This is a genomic window from Streptomyces sp. NPDC001507 (assembly GCF_042894765.1).
In the GTDB taxonomy this organism is placed as follows: Bacteria; Actinomycetota; Actinomycetes; order Streptomycetales; family Streptomycetaceae; genus Streptomyces.
Genome location: NZ_JBIAVV010000002.1, coordinates 873,313 through 893,035, shown reverse-complemented (window position 1 = coordinate 893,035; position 19,723 = coordinate 873,313). Strand labels below are relative to the sequence as shown.

Genomic DNA, 19,723 nt, shown 5'->3' with positions numbered 1-19,723 from the left:
ACAGACATGTGGACCACACACGTGGAGTGGTGGTGCGACTCCGGTGCGTGATTCCGACGGGGGGCCTCGATCCTGCTGTGGCTCCCTCCCCGAGGTCACGGCGCCACGCGTGGTCAGGTTCAACTCGCCCGGGTTCTTTCGGAAGTCGTCGGTGCAAGTCACCTCCGGTCATTGCTGGCCGGTGAGTGCGGGAGATAGCTTCGGCCCTGCACCACCCGTCATGTACCTGCCCAAGCGCCACTCGCGCCTTGGGCGGGCCCGTTTTCGGTTGATGTTCCGGATGATGTGGAGACCCCATGGCTCATCTGCGTTCCGGACGCGGGCTTGCGCTCGCCGTCCCGGTCGTCCTGTCGCTGACCGCCTCGCTCGGCCTCCTGCCGACGGCGGCCTCGGCGGCCCCGCAGTCCGCCCCGGCGGCCCGGGCTGCGGACGGCCCGAACCTGGCCTACGTCGTCAACACCACGACGGACCATCGCACGATCGAGTCGGTGCAGCGGGCGGTCGCCCGCAACGGCGGCACGATCATCGCGACGTACGACAAGATCGGCGTGATCGTCGTGCACTCGGCGAACCCGGACTTCGGCGCGGCGCTGCGGGCGGTGCGCGGGGTGCAGTCGGCGGGTGCCACCCGGACGGCCGCGCTGAGCGCGGCGGGGACCACGGACGAGGGCGCCGTACAGGTGCTTTCGAAGGCGGCGGCCGCGCAGGTCGAGCAGCGGGCGACGGCGGGCCAGGAGCCTCTTGAGGCCGACCAGTGGGACCTGCGGACGATCGGCGCCGACAAGGCCGCCGCGGTCAACCCGGGGAGCCGCTCGGTGACCGTCGGCATCATCGACACCGGCGTCGACGACACCCACCCGGACATCGCCCCGAACTTCTCCGCCTCGCAGTCCGCCAACTGCGTGAGCGGCAAGGCGGACACGACGTACGGCGCCTGGCGGCCGGCGGACGCCGACCACTACCACGGCACCCACGTCGCCGGTGAGATAGCCGCGGCCCGCAACGGGATCGGCGTGGCCGGCGTGGCACCGGGCGTGAAGGTCGCGAGCATCACGGTGGCCCAGCCCGATGCGACGCAGCTGTTCTACCCGGAGAGCGTGGTCTGCGCCTTCGTCTTCGCCGCCGACCACGGCATCGAGATCACCAACAACAGCTACTACGTTGACCCATGGCTGTACAACTGCATGGACGACCCCGATCAACGTGCCATCGTTGACGCGGTCAACAGGGCGCAGCTGTACGCCCAGCGCAAGGGCACGCTCAACGTGGCCTCGGCGGGCAACTCGAACGACGACCTCGACTCGCACGCCCTCACGGACACCTCGAGCCCGGACGACTCGACGGCCGGCACCCGGACGGTCGACCCGCACGAGTGCTTCGACATACCGACCCAGCTGCCCGGCGTGGTCACCGTGAGCGCGGTCGGCGTCAACGACACGAAGTCGTACTACTCCAGCTACGGCCGGGGCGTCGTCGACGTGGCCGGCCCGGGCGGCGACAAGTACCAGATCCCGGCCACCCCGTCGAAGAACGGCCGCATCCTGTCCACCCTGCCGAACGACCAGTACGGCTTCCTCCAGGGCACCTCGATGGCCTCCCCGCACGTGGCCGCGGTGGCCGCGCTGCTGAAGTCGGCGCACCCGCATGCCACTCCGGCCCAGCTGCTGGCCCTCCTGAAGGCCGAGGCGCACAACCCGGGCTGCCCGGCGGGCCCGTACGACGGGAACGGCGACGGCGTCGTCGACGCCACCTGCGTGGGCGGCAAGCACGTCAACGGCTTCTACGGATCCGGTGTCGTCGACGCGCTCCGCGCGGTCAAGTAGGCATCCCAGAGCAGGACTTCCCGCACGGCACGCCCGCTCAGCGAACGAACTGGAGAACTCAGATGACCGCGCCACAGCCGCGCCACCGTCGCGTCCTCGCCTTCCCGCTCGGCATGGCCATGGCCACGGCCCTCGCCTTCCTGCCCAACGTCCCGGCGTCCGCCGCCGACACCGGCGCGGCCACGTCCGCGGCCGCCGGTGATGACACCACGTCCCTCAGCTACGTCGTCAACGTCCGTCCCGGACACGGCACTTCCGAACGCGTACAGAAGGCGATCGCACGGGCCGGCGGTTCGGTGGTGATCGCGTACGACGAGATCGGCGTGATAGTCGTCCATTCGTCGAACGCCGGCTTCGCCGAGACCATACGGAAGGTGCCCGGCGTGGACTCGGCCGGGAACACCCGCAACGCGCCGCTGCCCGCCCAGTCGACCACCGACGTCGGCACACCGGAGGTGCTCAGCTCCGAGCAGGTCGCGGAGGCGGACGCCCAGGCGGCCGCCGGGCAGGACCCGCTGGAGCCGCTGCAGTGGGACCTGCCCGCCATCAAGGCGGACAAGGCGCACGAGAAGACCCTGGGCAGTTCCAAGGTCACCGTCGCCGTCATCGACACGGGCGTGGACGACACCCACCCGGACATCGCCCCGAACTTCTCCGCCACGCAGTCCACCAACTGCGTCTCGGGCAAGCCGGACACGACGTACGGCGCCTGGCGGCCCACCGCGGCGGAGAGCCCGCACGGCACGCACGTCGCGGGCGAGATCGCGGGCGCCAGGAACGGGGTCGGCATCACCGGTGTGGCACCGGGCGTCAAGGTGGCCGGCATCAAGGTCGCCACCACCGCCGGGTACTTCTACACGGAGGCCGTGGTCTGCGGCTTCGTGTGGGCGGCCGAGCACCACATCGACGTCACCAACAACAGCTATTACACCGACCCCTGGTACTTCAACTGCACCGACGACCCGAACCAGAAGGCGCTCGTCGACGCGATCACCCGGGCCTCGCAGTTCGCGGAGCGCAAAGGCACGGTCAACGTCGCGGCGGCCGGCAACGAGAGCTACGACCTGGCCTCCCACTCGATCACCGACCCGGTCTCGCCGAACGACGGCACGCCCGTCGACCGGGTGATCGACCCGCACAAGTGCTTCGACATCCCGACCCAGCTGCCCGGTGTGGTCACGGTCGCGGCGACCGGCGCGAAGGGCCTGAAGTCATCGTTCTCCAACTACGGTCTCGGGGTCATCGACATCGCCGCACCCGGCGGCGACTCGACGGCCTACCAGGCGCCGGAGCCCCCTGCCACCAGCGGCCTGATCCTCGGCCCGCTGCCGGGCGGCAAGTGGGGCTACATGGCCGGTACGTCGATGGCGACCCCGCACGTCGTCGGCGTCGCCGCACTGATCAAGTCGACCCACCCGCACGCCTCCGCGGCCCTGGTGAAGGCCCTCCTGTACGCCGAGGCGACCGCCACGCCGTGCACCGACCCGTACGACATCAACGGCGACGGCAAGATCGACGCGGTGTGCGAGGGCTCCAGGAACCACAACGGCTTCTACGGCTGGGGCACGGCCGACGCCCTGGCGGCGGTGACCAGGTAGCACGGGGGCACCGAGGTACATACATTGATCCAGTCAATAATGCATAGTGCAGTCATGACTGGAATCAATTGGGCGTGGTCCGCCCTGGGCGGCAATCCGGCACTGCTCTCGCGTGTCACGACCGTGACACGCGAGAGCACCCTCCCGGCGCGCCTTCCGGTGCGCCGGCTCGCCCGCGCCTGCGTCGGCGCCTGCGCGCTGGCCGCCGCCGAGCTGGCGGCACGGCGGACCGGGGCCGCGGAGGTGCCCCGGGTCCGGGTGGACGACGGGGCCGTGGCGGCGGCGTTCACCAGCGAGCGGCACCTGCTGCTCGACGGGCGCGCACCCGTGCAGTTCGCCCCGTTGTCCCGGTTCTGGCGCGCGGCGGACGGATGGGTGCGCACCCATGCCAACTACCCCCACCACGGCGCTCGGCTGCTGCGTGCGCTCGGCCTGCCGGAACACGCCTCCCCGGAGGAGGCCGCCGCCCGGATCGCCGGGCGGCCCGCGCTGGACGTGGAGAACACGGTCTACTCCGCCGGCGGACTCGCCGTGGCGCTGCGCTCCCCTGGGGAGTGGGCCCGGCACGAGCAGGCAGTCGCCGTGGCCAAGCAGCCCCTCGTCGAGCGCGACCGCCTGGACACGGCACATCCGCGCGTGCTCCCGCCGCTCGACGCCGGCGCCGCTCCCCTGCTGCCCGCCGCCGGGCTGCGCGTCCTGGACCTGACCCGGGTCCTCGCCGGACCGGTCGCCACCCGCACCCTCGGGCTGCTGGGCGCCGACGTCCTGCGCCTGGACGCGCCCTGGCTGCCCGAACTCCCCGACCAGCACGCCGACACGGGCTTCGGGAAGCGCTCGGCGACGCTGGACCTGGCGACGGACCGGGCCGCCTTCGAGGAGCTGCTGGGCTCGGCGGACGTCGTGGTCACCGGCTACCGGCCGGGCGCCCTGGACCGGTTCGGGCTCTCCCCCGAGGCGCTGGCCGAGCGGCGGCCGGGGCTGGTCGTGGCCCAGGTGTCGGCGTGGGGCGCGGACGGGCCGTGGGGCGGCCGGCGCGGCTTCGACAGCCTGGTGCAGGTCGCCACCGGCATCGCGGAGACCGAGGGCCGGGCGGACCGGCCCGGCACGCTGCCCGCGCAGGCCCTGGACCACGGCACCGGCTACCTGCTGGCGGCAGGCGTGCTGAGGGCCCTGACCGAGCAGTCGTACGACGGGGGCAGCAGATCCGTACGGCTGGCGCTGGCGCGGACCGCGCGGTGGCTCACGGAGGAACTGGAGCCGGGACCCGCGGCCGGCGAGCCGTACGAGGGGCCGGACGCGTGGCTCGCCGGGACGGACAGCCCGCTGGGGCGGCTGCGGTACGCGCGTCCGCCGTTGTCCTTCGAGGGCGGCCCGGCCGACTGGGCCCGGCCGCCGGTGCCGTGGGGGTCGAGCCCGGCCCGTTGGGCATGAGCGCGGGGCCCCGGGTGAGGACGGACCCGGCTCGCCAGGGGTGAGCGTGCGCGCAAGGACGGCCGGAAACGTATGAACGGGTGGTATGCCGTTCCGTCAGCTGTTTTCCTGTACTTGCCCGCTTCTGTCATGGCTGGTGGAGATCAGGGGGGCCGTTGACACGACCGACCGCCGAGGTGGCCGCGAGCGGCTCCGCTGGACGCCCCGGGACTTGGCGGGCCGTCGCCGTCCTGGTCCTGGTGGCCCTGGCCGCGCTGGTACCGCTGCTCGGGCCGTCCGCCGCGCTGCGGGGCACCGGGGAGGCCGCGGCGCCCGGGGTGGGCGGTATCGCCCTGCTGCGGGGGGTGCTGTTCGCCGCCCTGTGCGTGCCGGCAGGTGAGCTGTTCGTGGACCGGCTGGTTCGCCGGCTGCCGGACGCGCCGCCCGAACGTCCCGCCAACTGGGCGGTGTTCGCGGCCGCCGCCGGGTTCGTCGCCGCCCTGGGGCTCGCGTCGGTCGTGTCGACGGGCAACCTGGTGCCGCGCTCGCTCGCCGACATCGACGTGGGCGGCCTGTACGGGTCGCGCGACGGCAGGCTGGCGCTGGTCGAGGTGAACGCCTTTCTGCTGGCCGGTCTGTGTGCCCGCTCGCGCCGCCCGGCGACCCAGGTGTGGCCGCTGGTGGCGGTGGCCGGCGCCGAGGCGTTGCGCGCCCATCCCGCGCCCGAGCACAGCCCGTTGCTCGGTTCCGCCCTGACTCTGGCGCATCTGACGTGCGCGACGCTGTGGGCGGGCGGTCTGCTGCACGCGCTGCGCATGCTGCGCCGGTGGCGCGGCCGGGAGGCCGGGGCGGCGCTGCTCGGGCTCTACGCGCGCGTGGCCGCCGTGCTGCTCGCGGCCGTCACCGCGACGGGCGTGTGGAGTTCACTGCGGCGGATGCCCGCGAGCACGGTCCTGGACCAGCTGACGACGACGGCGTACGGGCGCACCCTGCTGGCCAAGGTGATCCTCGTCGCCGCCGTCGCGCTGCTCGCGCTGTGGGCCCGTTACCGGCTGCGCCGGGCGGCCGACCCGCTGACCGCGTACGTCCCCGCGCGGGCCGAGGTGGCCGTGCTGGGGGTGGTGGTCGCGGTGTCGGGGGTGCTGACGGCGCTGCCGCTGCCGATCAGATGGACTTGATCAGGAGGACTTGATCAGAGGAGCTTGACCAGATGGGCTTGACCAGATGGGCTTGACCAACTGGATCCGAGCCACGATCGTCCGCCGGTCAACATGGGCCACGGCAGGCGTCCGTCCTTGATTCAGCCGTTCGTGACGAGCACCTTCAGGGCGGTGCGCTCGTCCATCGCCTTGTAGCCGTCGGGCACGCCCTCGATGCCGACGGTGAGGTCGAAGACCGGCGACGGGTCGATCGTGCCGTCGAGGACGTCGGGGAGCAGGTCGGGGATGTAGGCGCGGACCGGGGCGACACCGCCGCGCAGGGCGATGTTCCGGTCGAACATGACGTTGAGGTCCAGTCCGGTGCCGCTGCCGTGCGGGACGCCGACGAAGCCGATCGCGCCGCCGTCACGGGTGATCTCGACGGCCGTCCGCATGGACTGCTCGGTGCCCACGGCCTCGACGACGGCGTGCGCGCCCTGGCCCCGGGTGAGTGCGCGCACGGCGTCCACGGCGGCGTCCCCGCGTTCGGCGACGACGTCGGTGGCGCCGAAGCGGCGCGCGATGTCGGTGCGCACCTCGTGCCGGCCCAGCGCGATGATCCGCTCGGCGCCCAGCCGCTTGGCGGCCAGCACGGCGCACAGGCCGACCGCGCCGTCCCCGACGACGGCGACCGTGGCGCCGGGCCGCGCGCCCGCGCCGAGGGCCGCGTGGTGGCCGGTGCCGAGGACGTCGGAGAGGGTCAGCAGGGCGGAGAGCAGGTGGTCGTCGGAGGCGGCGTCCTTGGGCAGCTGGACCAGGGTGCCGTCGGCGAACGGGACCCGCACGGCCTCGCCCTGGCCGCCGTCGTACCCGACGGAGCCCCAGAAGCCGCCGTGCTCGCAGGACGTGGTCAGGCCCTCGCGGCAGTAGTCGCAGACGCCGTCGGACCACATGAAGGGGGCGACCACGAGGTCGCCGCGCCGCACGGTGCCCACCTCGGAGCCGGTCTCCTCGACCACGCCGAGGAACTCGTGACCGATGCGCTGCCCCGGCTGCCGGGCCGCCTCGCCCCGGTAGGCCCACAGGTCGCTGCCGCAGATGCAGGCGCGCAGTACCCGTACGACGGCGTCGGTGGGCAGCTGCACCACGGGCTCGGGCACGTCCTCCACGCGCATGTCGAACGGGGCGTGGATGGTGGTGGCGCGCATGGCGAGGGTCCTTCTCGTGCGGTGGCGTGGGTGCGCTCAGGGGGTGGTCGAGCGCACTTCACGGTACGCCGCGGCCGGGACCCGGCGCGCGTCGAGGGTGCCACGGACCAGCAGGAACTGTGCCGCCGCATAGGTGAGCATGATCCAGAAGTCGGAGCGCGGCAGCTGCGGCCAGTCGGCGACACCGGTCGCGATCAGCGTGTCGGAGACCATGAAGAGCGCGCCGCCGAGGGCGGCCGCCGGGCCGAGCCGGCCGGCGGCGGTGTACGCCATGGCGGTGAGCAGGGTGCTGTAGCCGGCCACGGGGACGCGCAGGCCGGCCGGCAGGTCGGGCCAGAGCAGGGCGACCAGGGTGACGAGGGCGGCCGCGTAGGCGAGGCCGAGCAGACGCGCACGCGCGTGTGGCGGGCCCTGGCGGCGGAAGAGGACGAGGTAGCAGACGTGCCCGGCGGCGAAGGAGGCCATGCCCGCCATGAAGGCGGGTTCGGCGCCGGAGAGGAGCAGGACGTCGCCGCCCCAGCCGCACAGCAGGGCGGCGACGAGGAGCCGCGGGGCGCCCGCGCGGGCGGCGGACGCGGCGAGCAGGGGCATCAGGAGCACCTTGGCGACGACGTGCCCGGTGCGGAAGCCGACGGCCAGGAAGGCGAGGTCGAGGAAGACGGCGAGGGCGAAGGCGGCGAGCAGCTCCCGGGACGCCCTCACGCGGCCACGGACTCCTCGGTCTGCGCCACGGCGGGCGCCGGCGCCCAGCCCGGCCCCCGGAACACCCGCCCGGCCCGCTCCCGCCAGTTGCGGGCGGCCCTGATGTCCTTGGCGATGGCGACGTACTCGTGGGTGGCCACCTTGACGGGGTTGAACGTGTTGATGTTCTTGGTCAACCCGTACACGGGCCGTTCGGTCTCCGCCACCCAGGACCCGAACAGCCGGTCCCAGACGATCAGGATCCCGCCGAAGTTGCGGTCCAGGTAGCCGCCCTGGGAGGCGTGGTGCACGCGGTGGTGGGACGGCGTGTTGAACACGAACTCGAACCACCGGGGCATCTTGTCGATGCGTTCGGTGTGGATCCAGAACTGGTAGACCAGGTTGGCGGAGGAGCAGAAGGCGAGCGCGGCCGGGTGCACCCCCACGGCCACCAGCGGGACGTAGAACGGCCAGACGGTCAGCGAGGTCCACGGCTGGCGCAACGCGGTGGAGAGGTTGAACTTCTTGCTGGAGTGGTGGACGACGTGGCAGGCCCACAGGATGCGGATGACGTGGTGACCGCGGTGGGACCAGTAGTAGAAGAAGTCCTGCGCGAGCAGCATCAGCGGGACCGTCCACCACAGGACGGGGACGCGCAGCGGGGTCAGTTCGTACACCGCCGTGTAGATCATGACGATCGGGATCTTCCACACGAAGTCGAAGACGAGCGAGCCCAGTCCCATGCCGATGCTGGTGGCCGCGTCCTTGGCCTCGTACCCGGCCTCGTCGTCGTCGGGATGGATGCGGTAGCTGATCACCTCGATCACGGTGAGCAGCACGAAGGCGGGTATCGACCACGTCACGACATCGGGCAGGTTCGGCATGTGGGCACCGTAGAACCGTAGGTCGACCGCGGCTAGACGTTGTTACCCACAAGTATTACCGTCGGTATGCGCTTGCTTGTTGGCGATCTCCGCCAACGGGCTAGACCCCGGCCGCCCCCAGCAGCCTGCCCGCCGCGTACGTGACCCCCATGGCCAGCGCTCCGCCCAGGACGTTGCGCAGCACCGCCGGGCCTACCGCGGCCGCTCCCAGGCGGGCACTGGCCCAGCCGGTCAGCACCAGCGCCGCCAGCACCGAGCCCACCGTCACCGGGAGCCGCCAGTCGGAGGGCGGCAGGACGATCGCGAGCAGCGGGAGCAGTGCCCCCACGGTGAACGCCAGGAAGCTGGCGAGGGCCGCGGTCCAGGGGTTGGTCAGCTCGTCGGGGTCGATGCCCAGTTCCACCCTCGCGTGGGCCCTCAGGGCGTCGCGTTCCGTCAGCTGGACCGCCGCCTCGCGGGCCACCTCCCGGGACAGGCCGCGGCGCTCCAGCAGTTCGGTCAGCTCCTCCAGTTCCGCCTCGGGCTGCTCCTTCAGCTCCCGCTTCTCCAGCGCCAGCGCGGCGAGCTCGGAGTCACGCTGGGTGGACACCGAGACGTACTCCCCCGCCGCCATCGACATGGATCCGGCGAGCAGGCCCGCGAGCCCCGCCGTCAGCAGGGCGTTGCGGTCGGCCGTGGCGCCCGCGACGCCGACGACGATGCCCGCCGTCGACACGATGCCGTCGTTCGCGCCCAGGACGGCCGCCCGCAGCCAGTTAAGCCGGGAGCCGAGCGCTCCCCCGTGGGCCTCGTCGTCGTGCGTAGGTTCGGTCACAGCAGGGAGGATCGCACCCCGGGGCCGATCGGCGCCGCACCGACGTCACCAGACCCGGACCGAGGCCCCTCGCGCGAACACCGGGCTGGTCGCGTCCGCCGGCGGGTCCGGCAGCGGTTCGGCGATCTCCGCCACCGTCGGTCCCACCTTCGCCGCGATCGGGTCCAGGAGATCCAGGTCGAAGCCGTACACGCGGGCCGCGTTGCCGCCGAGCATCGCGGCGAGCTCGTCCTGCGGGACGCCGGCGAAGGCGAAGCGCAGGCCCTCCCGGGTGTACGGGTACGTGCCCTCGTCGTGCGGGTAGTCGCTGCCCCACATGATCTTGTCCAGGCCGATGCGGTCGCGCAGCGGCACCTCGTGCGGGCGCATGAAGCTGGCGCCGACGAAGCAGTTCTCGTGCCACACCTCGGAGGGCGGCCTGCCCGTCGCCTCCGCGAGGCCCACCCCGAACTTCGCCTCCGCGGTCGTCGCCCGCGCCGCCGCCAGCAGGCGGCCGTGGTAGTAGTCCAGCATGGCCAGGACCCCGGGGATCCAGCCGGAGCCCTGTTCGGTCAGGACCAGTTTCAGCTCCGGGTGGCGGCGGAAGGCGCCGCCGAAGACCAGGTGCCACAGCGCGCGGTGCGAGAACCAGGTCGTCTCGACCATGAAGACCGCGCGGGCCGCCGGTTCGTCGCCGAGCGGCGGGGATGCGGAACCCGCGTGGTGGTTGACGGGGACGCCGAGTTCCGCGCAGACGGCCCAGATCGGGTCGTACACGCGCGCGTGCAGTTCGGGCAGGCCCGAGCCGGGCGGGGTGCCGGGGAGCATCGGGCCGCCTTTCAGGCCCGCCCCGGCCGCCCACCGGATCTCCTTCACCGCCTCCTCGACGTCGTTGAGGAGGATCTGGAAGACGCCCGCCCGGCGCCCCGGTGCCGCGTCGCAGAAGTCGGCGAGCCAGCGGTTGTGGGCGCGCAGGCCCGCCCAGCGGCGCTCGAACTCCGCCGCCGTCGGCGCGGGGGCCATGAGGGAACCGGACGGGAAGAACGGCGGGATGGTGTTCGGGAAGATCACCTCCGCGACGATCCCGTCCTCCTCCAGCTCCGCGAGCCGCCGCGCGGAGTTCCAGTTCCGGTCCGCCGAGTCGGCGAGCAGGTCCTCGTACGGGTTGACGTACGTCGCCGCCCACCCGTCGAAGTCGTCGTGGTACCGCTTCTCCAGGTAGGGGCGGTAGTCGAGGAGGTCGGCCCCCGCGTGGCAGTCCGCCGAGATCACCGTGTAGCGGTCGTCGCTCACGACGTCACCCCCAGAGCCGGGAAGTCGTTGCCGGTCAGCCAGTGGCGGCCCACCTCGCGCGAGCGCGCCCAGGACGCCGCCACGGCCGGCTGGTCGGCCGGCTGGCCGAGGTCCGACGGAGTGGGGCCGATGCGCCGGGCCAGCGGTGTCAGGCGGTCCACGTCGAAGCCGAAGGCCTCGGCGGCCGCGAGACCGAGCATCCGGCGGGTCTCGGTCACCGGGATGTCGTGGAAGGTGCGGCGCAGCCACGCGCGCGTGTCGGGCCAGGTGCCCTCGGGGTGCGGGAAGTCGCTGCCCCAGAGGATGTTGCCGACGCCGATCTCGTAGCGCTGGGCGAGTTCCCGGCGCTTGGTGTTGGTGGCGCAGACGAAGACCTGCCGGTCCAGGTACTCGTGCGGCGGGCGTTTCATCTCCTCGAAGGGGGAGAGCTTCTTGCCGCCGTGCGCGCCGAGGTAGAGGCGGTCCATGAACCACAGCAGGTTCGGCAGCCACCAGCAGCCCGACTCCGCGATGCCGAAGCGCAGTCCGGGATGGCGTTCGAAGACGCCGGACCAGAGCAGGAACCACAGCGGGCGGGCCGGCCACCACGTCACCTCGCTGACGTAGATGCCGAGATGGTCGCCGTACTCGTGGCGCGGAGCCGCGCCGGAGTGGGTGAGGACCGGCATCCCGCACTCGGCGGCGGCCGCCCAGACGGGGTCGTAACGGCGGTCGTGGTACGGCTCCCTGTCGACCCACATGGCGGGGATCATCAGGGCGCCGAGGCCGGACTCCTTCGCACGGTGCACCTCGGCGACCACACGGTCCACCGGGGCCGTGACGGGCAGCAGGGCCACCCCGCAGTGCCGTTCGGGGTGCTCGGACACGAAGTCGGCCAGCCAGCGGTTGTGGGCCTGCGCACCGGCCATGCCGAGCTCCGGGTCGTGGTCCCCGGACAGGCCGAGGCCGACCCCGAAGGGCGCGGCGGTCCGGCTGTCGACCGCGTCGGCGTCCGGGAAGACCACCTCGGCGGCCACCCCGTCGCCGTCCAGCTCCTTCACCCGCTGCCCGGCGTCCCAGCCCCCGCGCAGCCCCTCCTCGTGGTCCTGGAACCACTTGGCCGCGAACGCCTCGTTGCGGATGCCGAGCCGGGTCATCTCCTCCCGGCGGCGCTCGCGCCCGGCGAGGAACTCGTCGAAGTCCCGGTGGAGCCGGGCGTCCAGATAGGGCCGGTACTCCTCCGTGGGCAGCCCGGCGTGGCAGTCGGAGGAGATGATCAGGTATGGGTCGTCGTACGCGGTCACCACTGCCCCCTGTTCAGTCCAGGATGAAGCTTTCGAGGTACGAGGGGTTCGTCCGGTCCAGCATCGAGCGCGCCCTGGCCCGGATCTGGGCGTCGCTGTGCCCGCTCTCCGGCAGCAGCCAGAAGCGGTCCGCGCGGATGCCCGCCACGACGAACCCGGCGACCTCCTCGACGGGCGTGAAGGCGACCTCCTTGCCCGCCGCCCGCATCGCCGCCTCCCACTGGTCGAGGCTGCGGTACGGCGTCCGGCGCGGCCGTTGCTTGGCGTAGCGGTCGGGGCGGTTGCGATGCGACTCCCACAGGCCGGTGCGCAGCATGTGCGGCCCCGGGAAGAGCACCGAGGCGCCCACGCGCGCGTGCTCCGCCCTGAGGTGGGCGTACAGGGACTCGGTCATCGTGACGACGGCCGCCTTCGTGACCGCGTACACGGAAGCCGTGGGCAGCGGGGCGATACCGCCGTCACCGGAGGATGTATTGACCACGTGACCGGGTTGACCCGACTTGATCATCCTGGGCAGGAAAGCCTGGACGCCGTGGAAGACGCCCCACACGTTGACCTCGAACGCCCACTTCCAGTCGTTCGGTTCGTGCTCCCACATGCGGCCCTCGGCGCCCGAGCCGACCCCGGCGTTGTTGCACAGGACGTGCACCGCGCCGTAGGTGTCGTAGGCCGTCTCGGCCAGCTCCAGGACCTGTTCGCGGACGCCGACGTCGACCACGCGCGCGTGCACGTCGGCGCCCTCCACGCGCAGTCCGGCGGCGGCCTTCTCCAGGGCGGCCGGCTCCACGTCGGCGAGGACCACCTTCAGCCCCTCGGCGGCGAACCTCCTGGCCATCGCGAGTCCGATGCCGCTCGCCGCGCCGGTGACGACGGCGACCTGTCCTTCGCGCAGCTCCATCAGGACCCGCTCCCCTCGCTGTCCCGCGGGGGCGCGTCGTGGACCTGGCCCGGGTCGTCGTAGCGCTGGTGGACGTACGGCAACAGGGCCTGGGGGTCGACCCGTTCGGCGATCCGGCCGCGCTGGCCGCTGGTCTTCTCGCCGAGGGTGAGGTCCAGCAGGCGCAGCACCGGCAGGTCGGCGACCGGGTCGTACGCCGACTCGCGGAGGATCACCTCGCCGGTGACGCGGTCCAGCCTGCGGACCTTCTCCTCGCGGACGCAGTGCACCAGCAGCGGGTCGCCGTCGAAGCCCGAACCGTCCACCGCCGGGAGGAACTTGAAGTAGAAGTCGGTCTTCGGGGCGGGCTCGGGCAGCGGCAGCGGGCCGTCGACCGTGCCGCGCACCTCGACGAAGGCGACGCCGTGCCGGGCGAGTGCCGCGCGGACCCGCGAGCCCTCCCGCTCGACGGTCACCTCGCCGAGCTTCTTGGGCTCGCCGAAGACCTCGCGGCCGCCGGTGAGGGCGCGCTCGTGGGTCATCGGCATGACCAGCGGGTACCAGCCCTCGACCGTGCCGTGCGCGGCGGCGACCGCGAACGAGCCCGCGCCGAGCGGGTATCCGGGCAGTTCGACCTTGCTGATGCTGACCCGGGCCAGCGGTCGGCCGGTCGGTTTGAGCGGTGGCGGCAGCACGGCCGCGACCGCGTCCGGGTCGGTCTCCCAGACGGCCACCACCCCGGTGGACCAGACGTCCGGGAGCTTCGTGGGGCGCGCGGCCGCGATCTCCGCCCCGGTCCGAGCGCCGTACCGTACGCGTGCCATCCGCCGTACCGCCCTTCCGCCGGCCGTCCGTGCTCATGGCGGGGTGCACGTTTGCACCGGGCGGCGAAAAGGTCCATAGCCGCGCGAAGGGCGATCAGGACAAAATCCGCAGCCGTGCGACGGGCCGTCAGCTCGGACGAGGCATCAGGGCATGCGAACGGGCGGCCACGGCGGGCGCCCTGACGGTCCGGGCTGTCGGTGCGGGCCCGTATCCTCAATGACCATGCTCGAAGACCGCACGACCACAGTGTCCCCCGGCACCCCGTGGCCCGCCGCATACCCCAAGGGGTACGCCGTCGTCGACGTGGAGACCACCGGACTGGCCCGGGACGACCGGATAATCAGCGCGGCCGTCTACCGGCTGGACGAGCGCGGCGAGGTCGAGGACCACTGGTACACGCTGGTCAACCCCGAGCGCGACCCGGGTCCCGTGTGGATCCACGGCCTGACGAGCGAGGTGCTCGAAGGCGCGCCGCTCTTCACCGACATCGCGGAGGAGTTCTCGGCCCGGCTGGACGGGCGGGTGCTGGTCGCGCACAACGCGGTCTTCGACTGGCAGATGATCGCACGGGAGTACGCGCGCGCGAAGGCCGAGGCCCCGGTGCGGCAGCGGCTGTGCACGATCGCGCTCGCCAAGGAGCTGGACCTGCCGCTGCCCAACCACAAACTGGAGACCCTGGCGGCGCACTTCGGTGTCGTGCAGCGGCGGGCGCACCACGCACTGGACGACGCGCGCGTGCTCGCGGAGGCGTTCCGGCCCAGTCTGCGGGCCGCGGCGGCGGGCAACGTACGGCTGCCGCTCCTGGAGTGCCGCCCCCTGACCGAGTGGTCGGACACGCCCCGGATCGGGCCCCAGGCGAGCGGCGGGTACGGCGGCTACCGGCCCGGCGGCTGGCGGCCGTCCCGCAAGCGCCCGGCGTGCCCCTACCCGAACCCGGGCCGGTACGAGGACGGCAGACCGCTGAAGCAGGGCATGCGGGTGGCGTTCTCCGGGGACACCTCGATCGAGCGGGAGCTCCTCGAGGACCGGGCCGTCGAGGCCGGTCTGCACGTCTCGACGAGCATCTCCCGGCTCACCAGCCTGCTCGTCACCAACGACCCGGACTCGGGCACCTCGAAGGTCCTCAAGGCCCGCCAGTTCGGGACGCCCGTGGTCGACGAGGCGGCCTTCGGGCAGCTGCTGCGGGACGTGGCGCCGGCCACGGAGCAGTGACCGCCCGCGCGGGCCGTACACCCGTCCGCAGGGGCCGTACGCCCGTCCACACGGGCCGTACGGACGGGTGATTGCCGCACGACTCGCCCGGCGCCCGCTCGCCCGCGCGCGGCCGACCGCCCACCCTGTGGCGCATGGCGAAATGTGAAGTTTGCGGCAATGACTACGGAATGACCTTCGAGGTGCACGCGCAGGGCGCGGTCCATGTCTTCGACTGCTTCTCCTGTGCGATCCACCGCATGGCCCCGGTCTGCGAGCACTGCAAGGTCTCGATCATCGGCCAGGGCGTGGAGGCGGACAACCAGTGGTTCTGCGGCGCCCACTGCGCCCGGGAGGCCGGGAAGGCGGGCATCGTCGACCGCGTCTGACCCGGTACCCGCCCGAACGCGCCCCACGACCGAGTTGTACGGTCGTGGGGTGTACCGCTTCCTGTTGACTCGGCAGTGGGTGATCCTCACCCTCATCTCGCTGCTTCTGATCCCGACGATGATCCGGCTCGGGATCTGGCAGAAGCACCGGTACGAGGAGCGCAGCGCCCGCAACCAGCTGGTCGCCGACGCCCTCGGCGCCAAGCCGGTGCCGGTGGAACAGGTGACCGAGCCGGGGCACGCCGTGACCCGCAAGGAGCGGTACCACACCGTCACCGCGACCGGCACCTTCGACACCGCCGACGAGGTCGTCGTCCGCCGCCGTACCAACTCGGACGACGAGGTCGGCTACCACGTTCTCACCCCCTTCGTGCTGACCGACGGCAAGGTGCTGCTGGTCAACCGGGGCTGGATCCCGTCCGACGCCCCGAGCCAGACCACCTTCCCGAAGGTCCCGGCGCCGCCGGCCGGCAAGGTCACCGTCCAGGGCCGGCTGATGCCCGACGAGACCACCGCGGCGAGCGGCATCAAGGACCTCAAGGGCCTGCCCGACCGGCAGATCATGCTGATCAACAGCGAGGAGCAGGCGCGCCGGCTCGGCAAGCAGGTGCTCGGCGGCTACATCCAGCAGACGGCGCCCGAGCCCAAGGGCGACACCCCGGAACAGATTTCCGACCCGGGCAAGGAAGACGCGCCGCTGAACTACGCGTACATGATCCAGTGGTGGCTGTTCGCGGCGGGCGTCCCCTACGGCTTCTTCGTGCTGGCCCGCCGGGAGGCACGCACGCGTACGGAGGCGGCGGAGCAGGAGACGGCCGAGGCGGCCGAACCGGCCGCCGTCTGAGCTCCGTACGGCGTCACTCCCCCGGCCCACCCCCTGATTGGCCCCCCGGTCGGCAGGGAAACCGGCACCCGTGGACCGACGCATCGAGGACTACGCGCTCATCGGCGACGAGCAGACCGCTGCCCTGGTCGGCCGGGACGGCTCCATCGACTGGCTGTGCCTGCCCCGCTTCGACTCGGCCGCCTGCTTCGCCAGGCTCCTGGGCGACGAGGACCACGGCCACTGGCGGATCGCTCCCAGCGGCGCCACGACCTGCACCCGGCGCGGCTACCGGCCCGACACCCTGGTCCTGGACACCGAGTGGGAGACCGCCGAGGGCACGGTCCGCGTCACCGACCTGATGCCCCAGCGCGAGCACGCGCCCGACGTCGTTCGCGTCGTCGAGGGCGTCAGCGGTCGCGTCACCGTGCACAGCACGCTCCGGCTCCGCTTCGACTACGGCTCGGTCATCCCGTGGATGCGCCGCTCCGGCGCTCACCGGGTCGCGGTCGCCGGTCCCGACTCGGTGTGGCTGCGCAGCGAACCGTCCGTACGGACCTGGGGCGAGGACTTCGGCACGCACTCGGAGTTCACCGTCGCGGCGGGCGAGCGGGTCGCGTTCGTGCTCACCTGGCACCCCTCGCACCAGCAGCGGCCGCCGCTCGTCGACCCCTACGAGGCGCTGCGGTCCAGCGTCACCGGCTGGCGGCGCTGGACCGCCCGCTGCACCTACCGCGGCCCGCACCGGGACACCGTCATACGCTCCCTGATCACCCTCAAGGCGCTCAGCTACGAGCCGACCGGCGGCATCGTCGCCGCGGCGACCAGCTCACTGCCCGAGGAGCCGGGCGGGGTGCGCAACTGGGACTACCGGTTCTGCTGGCTGCGCGACTCCACCCTCACCCTCGGCGCCCTGCTCGCGGCCGGCTACCACAAGGAGGCCGAGCGCTGGCGCGACTGGCTGGTGCGAGCGGTCGCCGGCGACCCGGCGGACCTGCAGATCATGTACGGCCTCGCGGGCGAGCGCCGGCTGCCCGAGTTCGAGCTGCCCTGGCTGCCCGGCTTCGCCGACTCGAAGCCGGTACGCGTCGGCAACGGTGCCGTCGACCAGCTCCAGCTGGACGTGTACGGCGAGGTGATGGACTCGCTGTCGCTGGCCCGCACCGCCGGCCTGCCCACCAAGCCGCACATGTGGGCCATCCAGTGCGCGCTGATGAAGTTCCTGGAGAAGGCCTGGCGGCAGCCGGACGAGGGGCTGTGGGAGGTACGCGGCGGCCGTCGCCACTTCGTGCACTCCAAGGTGCTGGTGTGGGTGGCCGCGGACCGGGCGGTACGGACCCTGGAGGAGCACGCGGAGCTCAAGGGCGAGTTGACGAGATGGCGCGCGCTGCGCGACGAGGTGCACCGGGAGGTGTGCGAGAAGGGCTACGACCCGAAGCGCAACACCTTCACGCAGTACTACGGCTCGCGCGAACTCGACGCCGCCCTGCTGCTGATCCCGCGCGTCGGCTTCCTGCCTCCGGACGACCCCCGGGTGGTCGGCACGGTGGACGCCATCCGCGACGACCTGGGCCAGAGCGGGTTCCTGCGCCGCTACGACACCGACGCGATCGGCGTCGACGGGATGCCCGGCGGCGAGGGCGCCTTCCTCGCCTGCTCGTTCTGGCTCGCCGACGCGCTGCACATGACGGGCCGCACCGACGACGCGAAGGAACTTTTCGAACGGCTGGTGGGGCTCGTCAACGACGTGGGTCTGCTGTCCGAGGAGTACGACCCGGAGACCGGGCGTCAGCTGGGCAACTTCCCGCAGGCGTTCAGTCACATCGGACTGGTGAACACCGCTCTCACGCTCTTCGGCGGCGAGCAGGCAGGATAGGGGCCATGGATCTTGGACTGAAGGACCGGGTGTACGTCGTCACCGGAGCGACCCGCGGGCTGGGGCACGCGGCCGCGCGCGAGCTGGTCGCGGACGGGGCGAAGGTCGTGGTGACCGGCCGCGACGAGAAGCGGGCCGCCGACGTGGCGGCCGAACTGGGGCCGAACGCGGTGGGCATGGGCGTCGACAACGCGGACCCGGCGGCGCCGGAGCGGCTGATCGCGGCCGCGCGTGAGCGTTTCGGAGGGTTCGACGGGATCCTCGTGAGCGTGGGCGGCCCGCCGGCCGGGTTCGTCGCCGACAACACGGACGAGCACTGGCAGGCCGCGTTCGAGTCGGTGTTCCTGGGGGCCGTACGGCTCGCCCGCGCGGCCGCGGCCGAGCTGGGGGACGGCGGCGTCATCGGGTTCGTGCTGTCCGCGTCGGTGTACGAGCCGATTCCCGGGCTGACGATCTCCAACGGGCTGCGGCCGGGTCTCGCCGGGTTCGCCAAGTCCCTGGCGGACGAACTGGGGCCGCGCGGGATCCGGGTGGTGGGGTTGCTGCCGTCCCGGATCGACACGGACCGGGTACGGGAGCTGGACACGATGTCCGCCGACCCGGAGGCGACGCGAGCCGAGCACGAGTCGCGGATTCCGTTGCGGCGGTACGGGACGCCGGAGGAGTTCGGGCGGGTGGCGGCGTTCCTGTTGTCTCCGGCCGCGTCCTATCTGACGGGGATCATGGTGCCCGTGGACGGGGGGATGCGGCACGGGTTCTGACCTTGCCGCGGGTCGACCGGACGCGGGCCGCGGACTGTTCACGAGCAGGCCGGGGGCGAACTCGAAGCGGTCCGGCAACGCCTCGCGTCTGAGCACCCGGTCCTGGTCCCCGGTCCCGGCGCTGCCGCCGGGCCAGGGACTGCTCCAGCGCGTAGGCGCTGACGCAGAAGGACAGCGCGTCGCGGGACCGTCCGGCCGACCTCGGTTCGGTGCCGCCCGCGAGCAGGGCGCGCAAACCCACGGAACGGGCGGCAAGCCGGCCGCCGCGCGCGCGTCCCCGGACGGCCTGTCAGGTCACCCTTTCCGCACGGTGCTTCACCGAGGTCAGCCGGACCTCCGCGGGAAGTTTCCGCAGGGCCGCCGAGTCCCGGGCGCGGGTCAGGGCCTGAGCCGTCAGGGCGTCCAGGGCCTCCCCCGGGGCCACGTCCGGCTCCAGCTGGAGCCACACCCGTACCTCCGGGGCCGTGCGCGTGCCCCTCAGGACCGCCTGGGCGTGGGAGACGCCCTCCTGGCGAGCTGCGTCCGTCGCCAGGACGGTCTCCAGGGCCCGGCCGCGCAGCAGCGCGTTCTCACCGTCTCCGGTGTCCACCAGGACCTCGGTCAGGCGGCGCCGGCGCAGTTGGGCGGTCAGCCACCAGAGCGAGAGCAGGAACAGCACGGCCAGTGCGGCCAGGACCGTCGGCCACCACCAGCCCTCGGCGCGCCAGCGGGTGCGCTCGGCCGTGGTGAGCAGGACGTCGTGGCGGCCGTGGTGAATCCACCAGGACGGGGAGGGGGCGCCGAGGCCGACGGCCAGGACGGAGCCGCCGAGGGCGAGGAGCAGGAGGCCCGCGAGGGCGAGCAGTACGCGGTTGACGGTGCCGAGCACG

General features: G+C 72.7%; 18 protein-coding genes. 9 read left to right on the top strand and 9 right to left on the bottom strand.

The features are described from left to right. Positions 1-296: 296 nt before the first annotated feature. From ACFY0K_RS10205 to ACFY0K_RS10190, 4 genes are all read left to right on the top strand, one after another. The gene (locus ACFY0K_RS10205; protein ID WP_390639425.1) at positions 297-1,823 is read left to right on the top strand and encodes a S8 family serine peptidase; all 1,527 of its coding nucleotides are present in this window, start codon (positions 297-299) and stop codon (positions 1,821-1,823) included. Between the two features lie 62 nt (positions 1,824-1,885). After that, complete coding sequence (locus ACFY0K_RS10200; RefSeq protein WP_390639424.1) at positions 1,886-3,421, top strand: S8 family serine peptidase; 1,536 nt, start codon at positions 1,886-1,888, stop codon at positions 3,419-3,421. Between the two features lie 54 nt (positions 3,422-3,475). After that, on the top strand, positions 3,476-4,852 hold the full coding sequence (locus ACFY0K_RS10195; protein WP_390639423.1) for a CoA transferase: 1,377 nt from the start codon (positions 3,476-3,478) through the stop codon (positions 4,850-4,852). 155 nt (positions 4,853-5,007) lie between these two features. Beyond that, positions 5,008-6,009: a CopD family protein gene (locus tag ACFY0K_RS10190; protein ID WP_390639422.1), complete on the top strand. Its 1,002-nt coding sequence runs from the start codon at positions 5,008-5,010 to the stop codon at positions 6,007-6,009. Positions 6,010-6,131: 122 nt separating this feature from the next. Here the strand turns inward: ACFY0K_RS10190 and ACFY0K_RS10185 are convergent, their stop codons facing one another. The 8 genes from ACFY0K_RS10185 to ACFY0K_RS10150 form a co-directional block, all read right to left on the bottom strand. Continuing rightward, complete coding sequence (locus ACFY0K_RS10185) at positions 6,132-7,178, bottom strand: zinc-dependent alcohol dehydrogenase family protein (RefSeq protein WP_351958511.1); 1,047 nt, start codon at positions 7,176-7,178, stop codon at positions 6,132-6,134. A gap of 36 nt (positions 7,179-7,214) precedes the next feature. After that, complete coding sequence (locus ACFY0K_RS10180) at positions 7,215-7,880, bottom strand: lysoplasmalogenase (protein ID WP_390639421.1); 666 nt, start codon at positions 7,878-7,880, stop codon at positions 7,215-7,217. Continuing rightward, on the bottom strand, positions 7,877-8,743 hold the full coding sequence (locus tag ACFY0K_RS10175; RefSeq protein WP_351958509.1) for a sterol desaturase family protein: 867 nt from the start codon (positions 8,741-8,743) through the stop codon (positions 7,877-7,879). The genes ACFY0K_RS10180 and ACFY0K_RS10175 overlap by 4 nt, the downstream gene beginning before the upstream one ends. Before the next feature lie 100 nt (positions 8,744-8,843). Further along, positions 8,844-9,557, bottom strand: a complete 714-nt coding sequence (locus ACFY0K_RS10170) for a VIT family protein (protein WP_351958508.1) — start codon at positions 9,555-9,557, stop codon at positions 8,844-8,846. Between the two features lie 45 nt (positions 9,558-9,602). Next, a complete protein-coding gene (locus ACFY0K_RS10165) occupies positions 9,603-10,829 on the bottom strand; it encodes an amidohydrolase family protein (protein ID WP_390639420.1) in 1,227 nt (408 codons plus the stop codon). After that, positions 10,826-12,112, bottom strand: coding sequence for an amidohydrolase family protein (locus tag ACFY0K_RS10160; protein WP_390639419.1), 1,287 nt, complete (start codon positions 12,110-12,112; stop codon positions 10,826-10,828). The genes ACFY0K_RS10165 and ACFY0K_RS10160 overlap by 4 nt, the downstream gene beginning before the upstream one ends. 13 nt (positions 12,113-12,125) lie before the next feature. Next, positions 12,126-13,010, bottom strand: a complete 885-nt coding sequence (locus ACFY0K_RS10155; protein ID WP_390639418.1) for an SDR family NAD(P)-dependent oxidoreductase — start codon at positions 13,008-13,010, stop codon at positions 12,126-12,128. Then, on the bottom strand, positions 13,010-13,813 hold the full coding sequence (locus ACFY0K_RS10150) for an acetoacetate decarboxylase family protein (RefSeq protein WP_390639417.1): 804 nt from the start codon (positions 13,811-13,813) through the stop codon (positions 13,010-13,012). The genes ACFY0K_RS10155 and ACFY0K_RS10150 overlap by 1 nt, the downstream gene beginning before the upstream one ends. Before the next feature lie 223 nt (positions 13,814-14,036). Between ACFY0K_RS10150 and ACFY0K_RS10145 the strand changes: the two genes are divergently transcribed. From ACFY0K_RS10145 to ACFY0K_RS10125, 5 genes are all read left to right on the top strand, one after another. Next, positions 14,037-15,026, top strand: coding sequence for a DEDDh family exonuclease (locus ACFY0K_RS10145; RefSeq protein ID WP_390639416.1), 990 nt, complete (start codon positions 14,037-14,039; stop codon positions 15,024-15,026). Positions 15,027-15,160: 134 nt separating this feature from the next. After that, on the top strand, positions 15,161-15,394 hold the full coding sequence (locus ACFY0K_RS10140; protein ID WP_093508408.1) for a hypothetical protein: 234 nt from the start codon (positions 15,161-15,163) through the stop codon (positions 15,392-15,394). A gap of 49 nt (positions 15,395-15,443) precedes the next feature. Then, positions 15,444-16,238, top strand: coding sequence for an SURF1 family protein (locus tag ACFY0K_RS10135; RefSeq protein WP_390639415.1), 795 nt, complete (start codon positions 15,444-15,446; stop codon positions 16,236-16,238). 70 nt (positions 16,239-16,308) lie between these two features. Beyond that, a complete protein-coding gene (locus tag ACFY0K_RS10130) occupies positions 16,309-18,093 on the top strand; it encodes a glycoside hydrolase family 15 protein (protein WP_390639414.1) in 1,785 nt (594 codons plus the stop codon). Positions 18,094-18,098: 5 nt separating this feature from the next. Then, the gene (locus ACFY0K_RS10125) at positions 18,099-18,854 is read left to right on the top strand and encodes an SDR family oxidoreductase (RefSeq protein ID WP_390639413.1); all 756 of its coding nucleotides are present in this window, start codon (positions 18,099-18,101) and stop codon (positions 18,852-18,854) included. 289 nt (positions 18,855-19,143) lie between these two features. Here the strand turns inward: ACFY0K_RS10125 and amaP are convergent, their stop codons facing one another. After that, positions 19,144-19,722, bottom strand: a complete 579-nt coding sequence (amaP, locus tag ACFY0K_RS10120; protein WP_390639412.1) for an alkaline shock response membrane anchor protein AmaP — start codon at positions 19,720-19,722, stop codon at positions 19,144-19,146. Position 19,723 lies beyond the last annotated feature (1 nt).

What these genes read in the sequence shown, in the direction of transcription:
- ACFY0K_RS10205 (WP_390639425.1), top strand. Translation starts at nt 297, where the DNA reads ATGGCTCATCTGCGTTCCGGACGCGGGCTTGCGCTCGCCGTCCCGGTC.
- ACFY0K_RS10200 (WP_390639424.1), top strand. Translation starts at nt 1,886, where the DNA reads ATGACCGCGCCACAGCCGCGCCACCGTCGCGTCCTCGCCTTCCCGCTC.
- ACFY0K_RS10195 (WP_390639423.1), top strand. Translation starts at nt 3,476, where the DNA reads ATGACTGGAATCAATTGGGCGTGGTCCGCCCTGGGCGGCAATCCGGCA.
- ACFY0K_RS10185 (WP_351958511.1), bottom strand. Translation starts at nt 7,178, where the DNA reads ATGCGCGCCACCACCATCCACGCCCCGTTCGACATGCGCGTGGAGGAC.
- ACFY0K_RS10175 (WP_351958509.1), bottom strand. Translation starts at nt 8,743, where the DNA reads ATGCCGAACCTGCCCGATGTCGTGACGTGGTCGATACCCGCCTTCGTG.
- ACFY0K_RS10155 (WP_390639418.1), bottom strand. Translation starts at nt 13,010, where the DNA reads ATGGAGCTGCGCGAAGGACAGGTCGCCGTCGTCACCGGCGCGGCGAGC.
- ACFY0K_RS10150 (WP_390639417.1), bottom strand. Translation starts at nt 13,813, where the DNA reads ATGGCACGCGTACGGTACGGCGCTCGGACCGGGGCGGAGATCGCGGCC.
- ACFY0K_RS10145 (WP_390639416.1), top strand. Translation starts at nt 14,037, where the DNA reads ATGCTCGAAGACCGCACGACCACAGTGTCCCCCGGCACCCCGTGGCCC.
- ACFY0K_RS10140 (WP_093508408.1), top strand. Translation starts at nt 15,161, where the DNA reads ATGGCGAAATGTGAAGTTTGCGGCAATGACTACGGAATGACCTTCGAG.
- ACFY0K_RS10125 (WP_390639413.1), top strand. Translation starts at nt 18,099, where the DNA reads ATGGATCTTGGACTGAAGGACCGGGTGTACGTCGTCACCGGAGCGACC.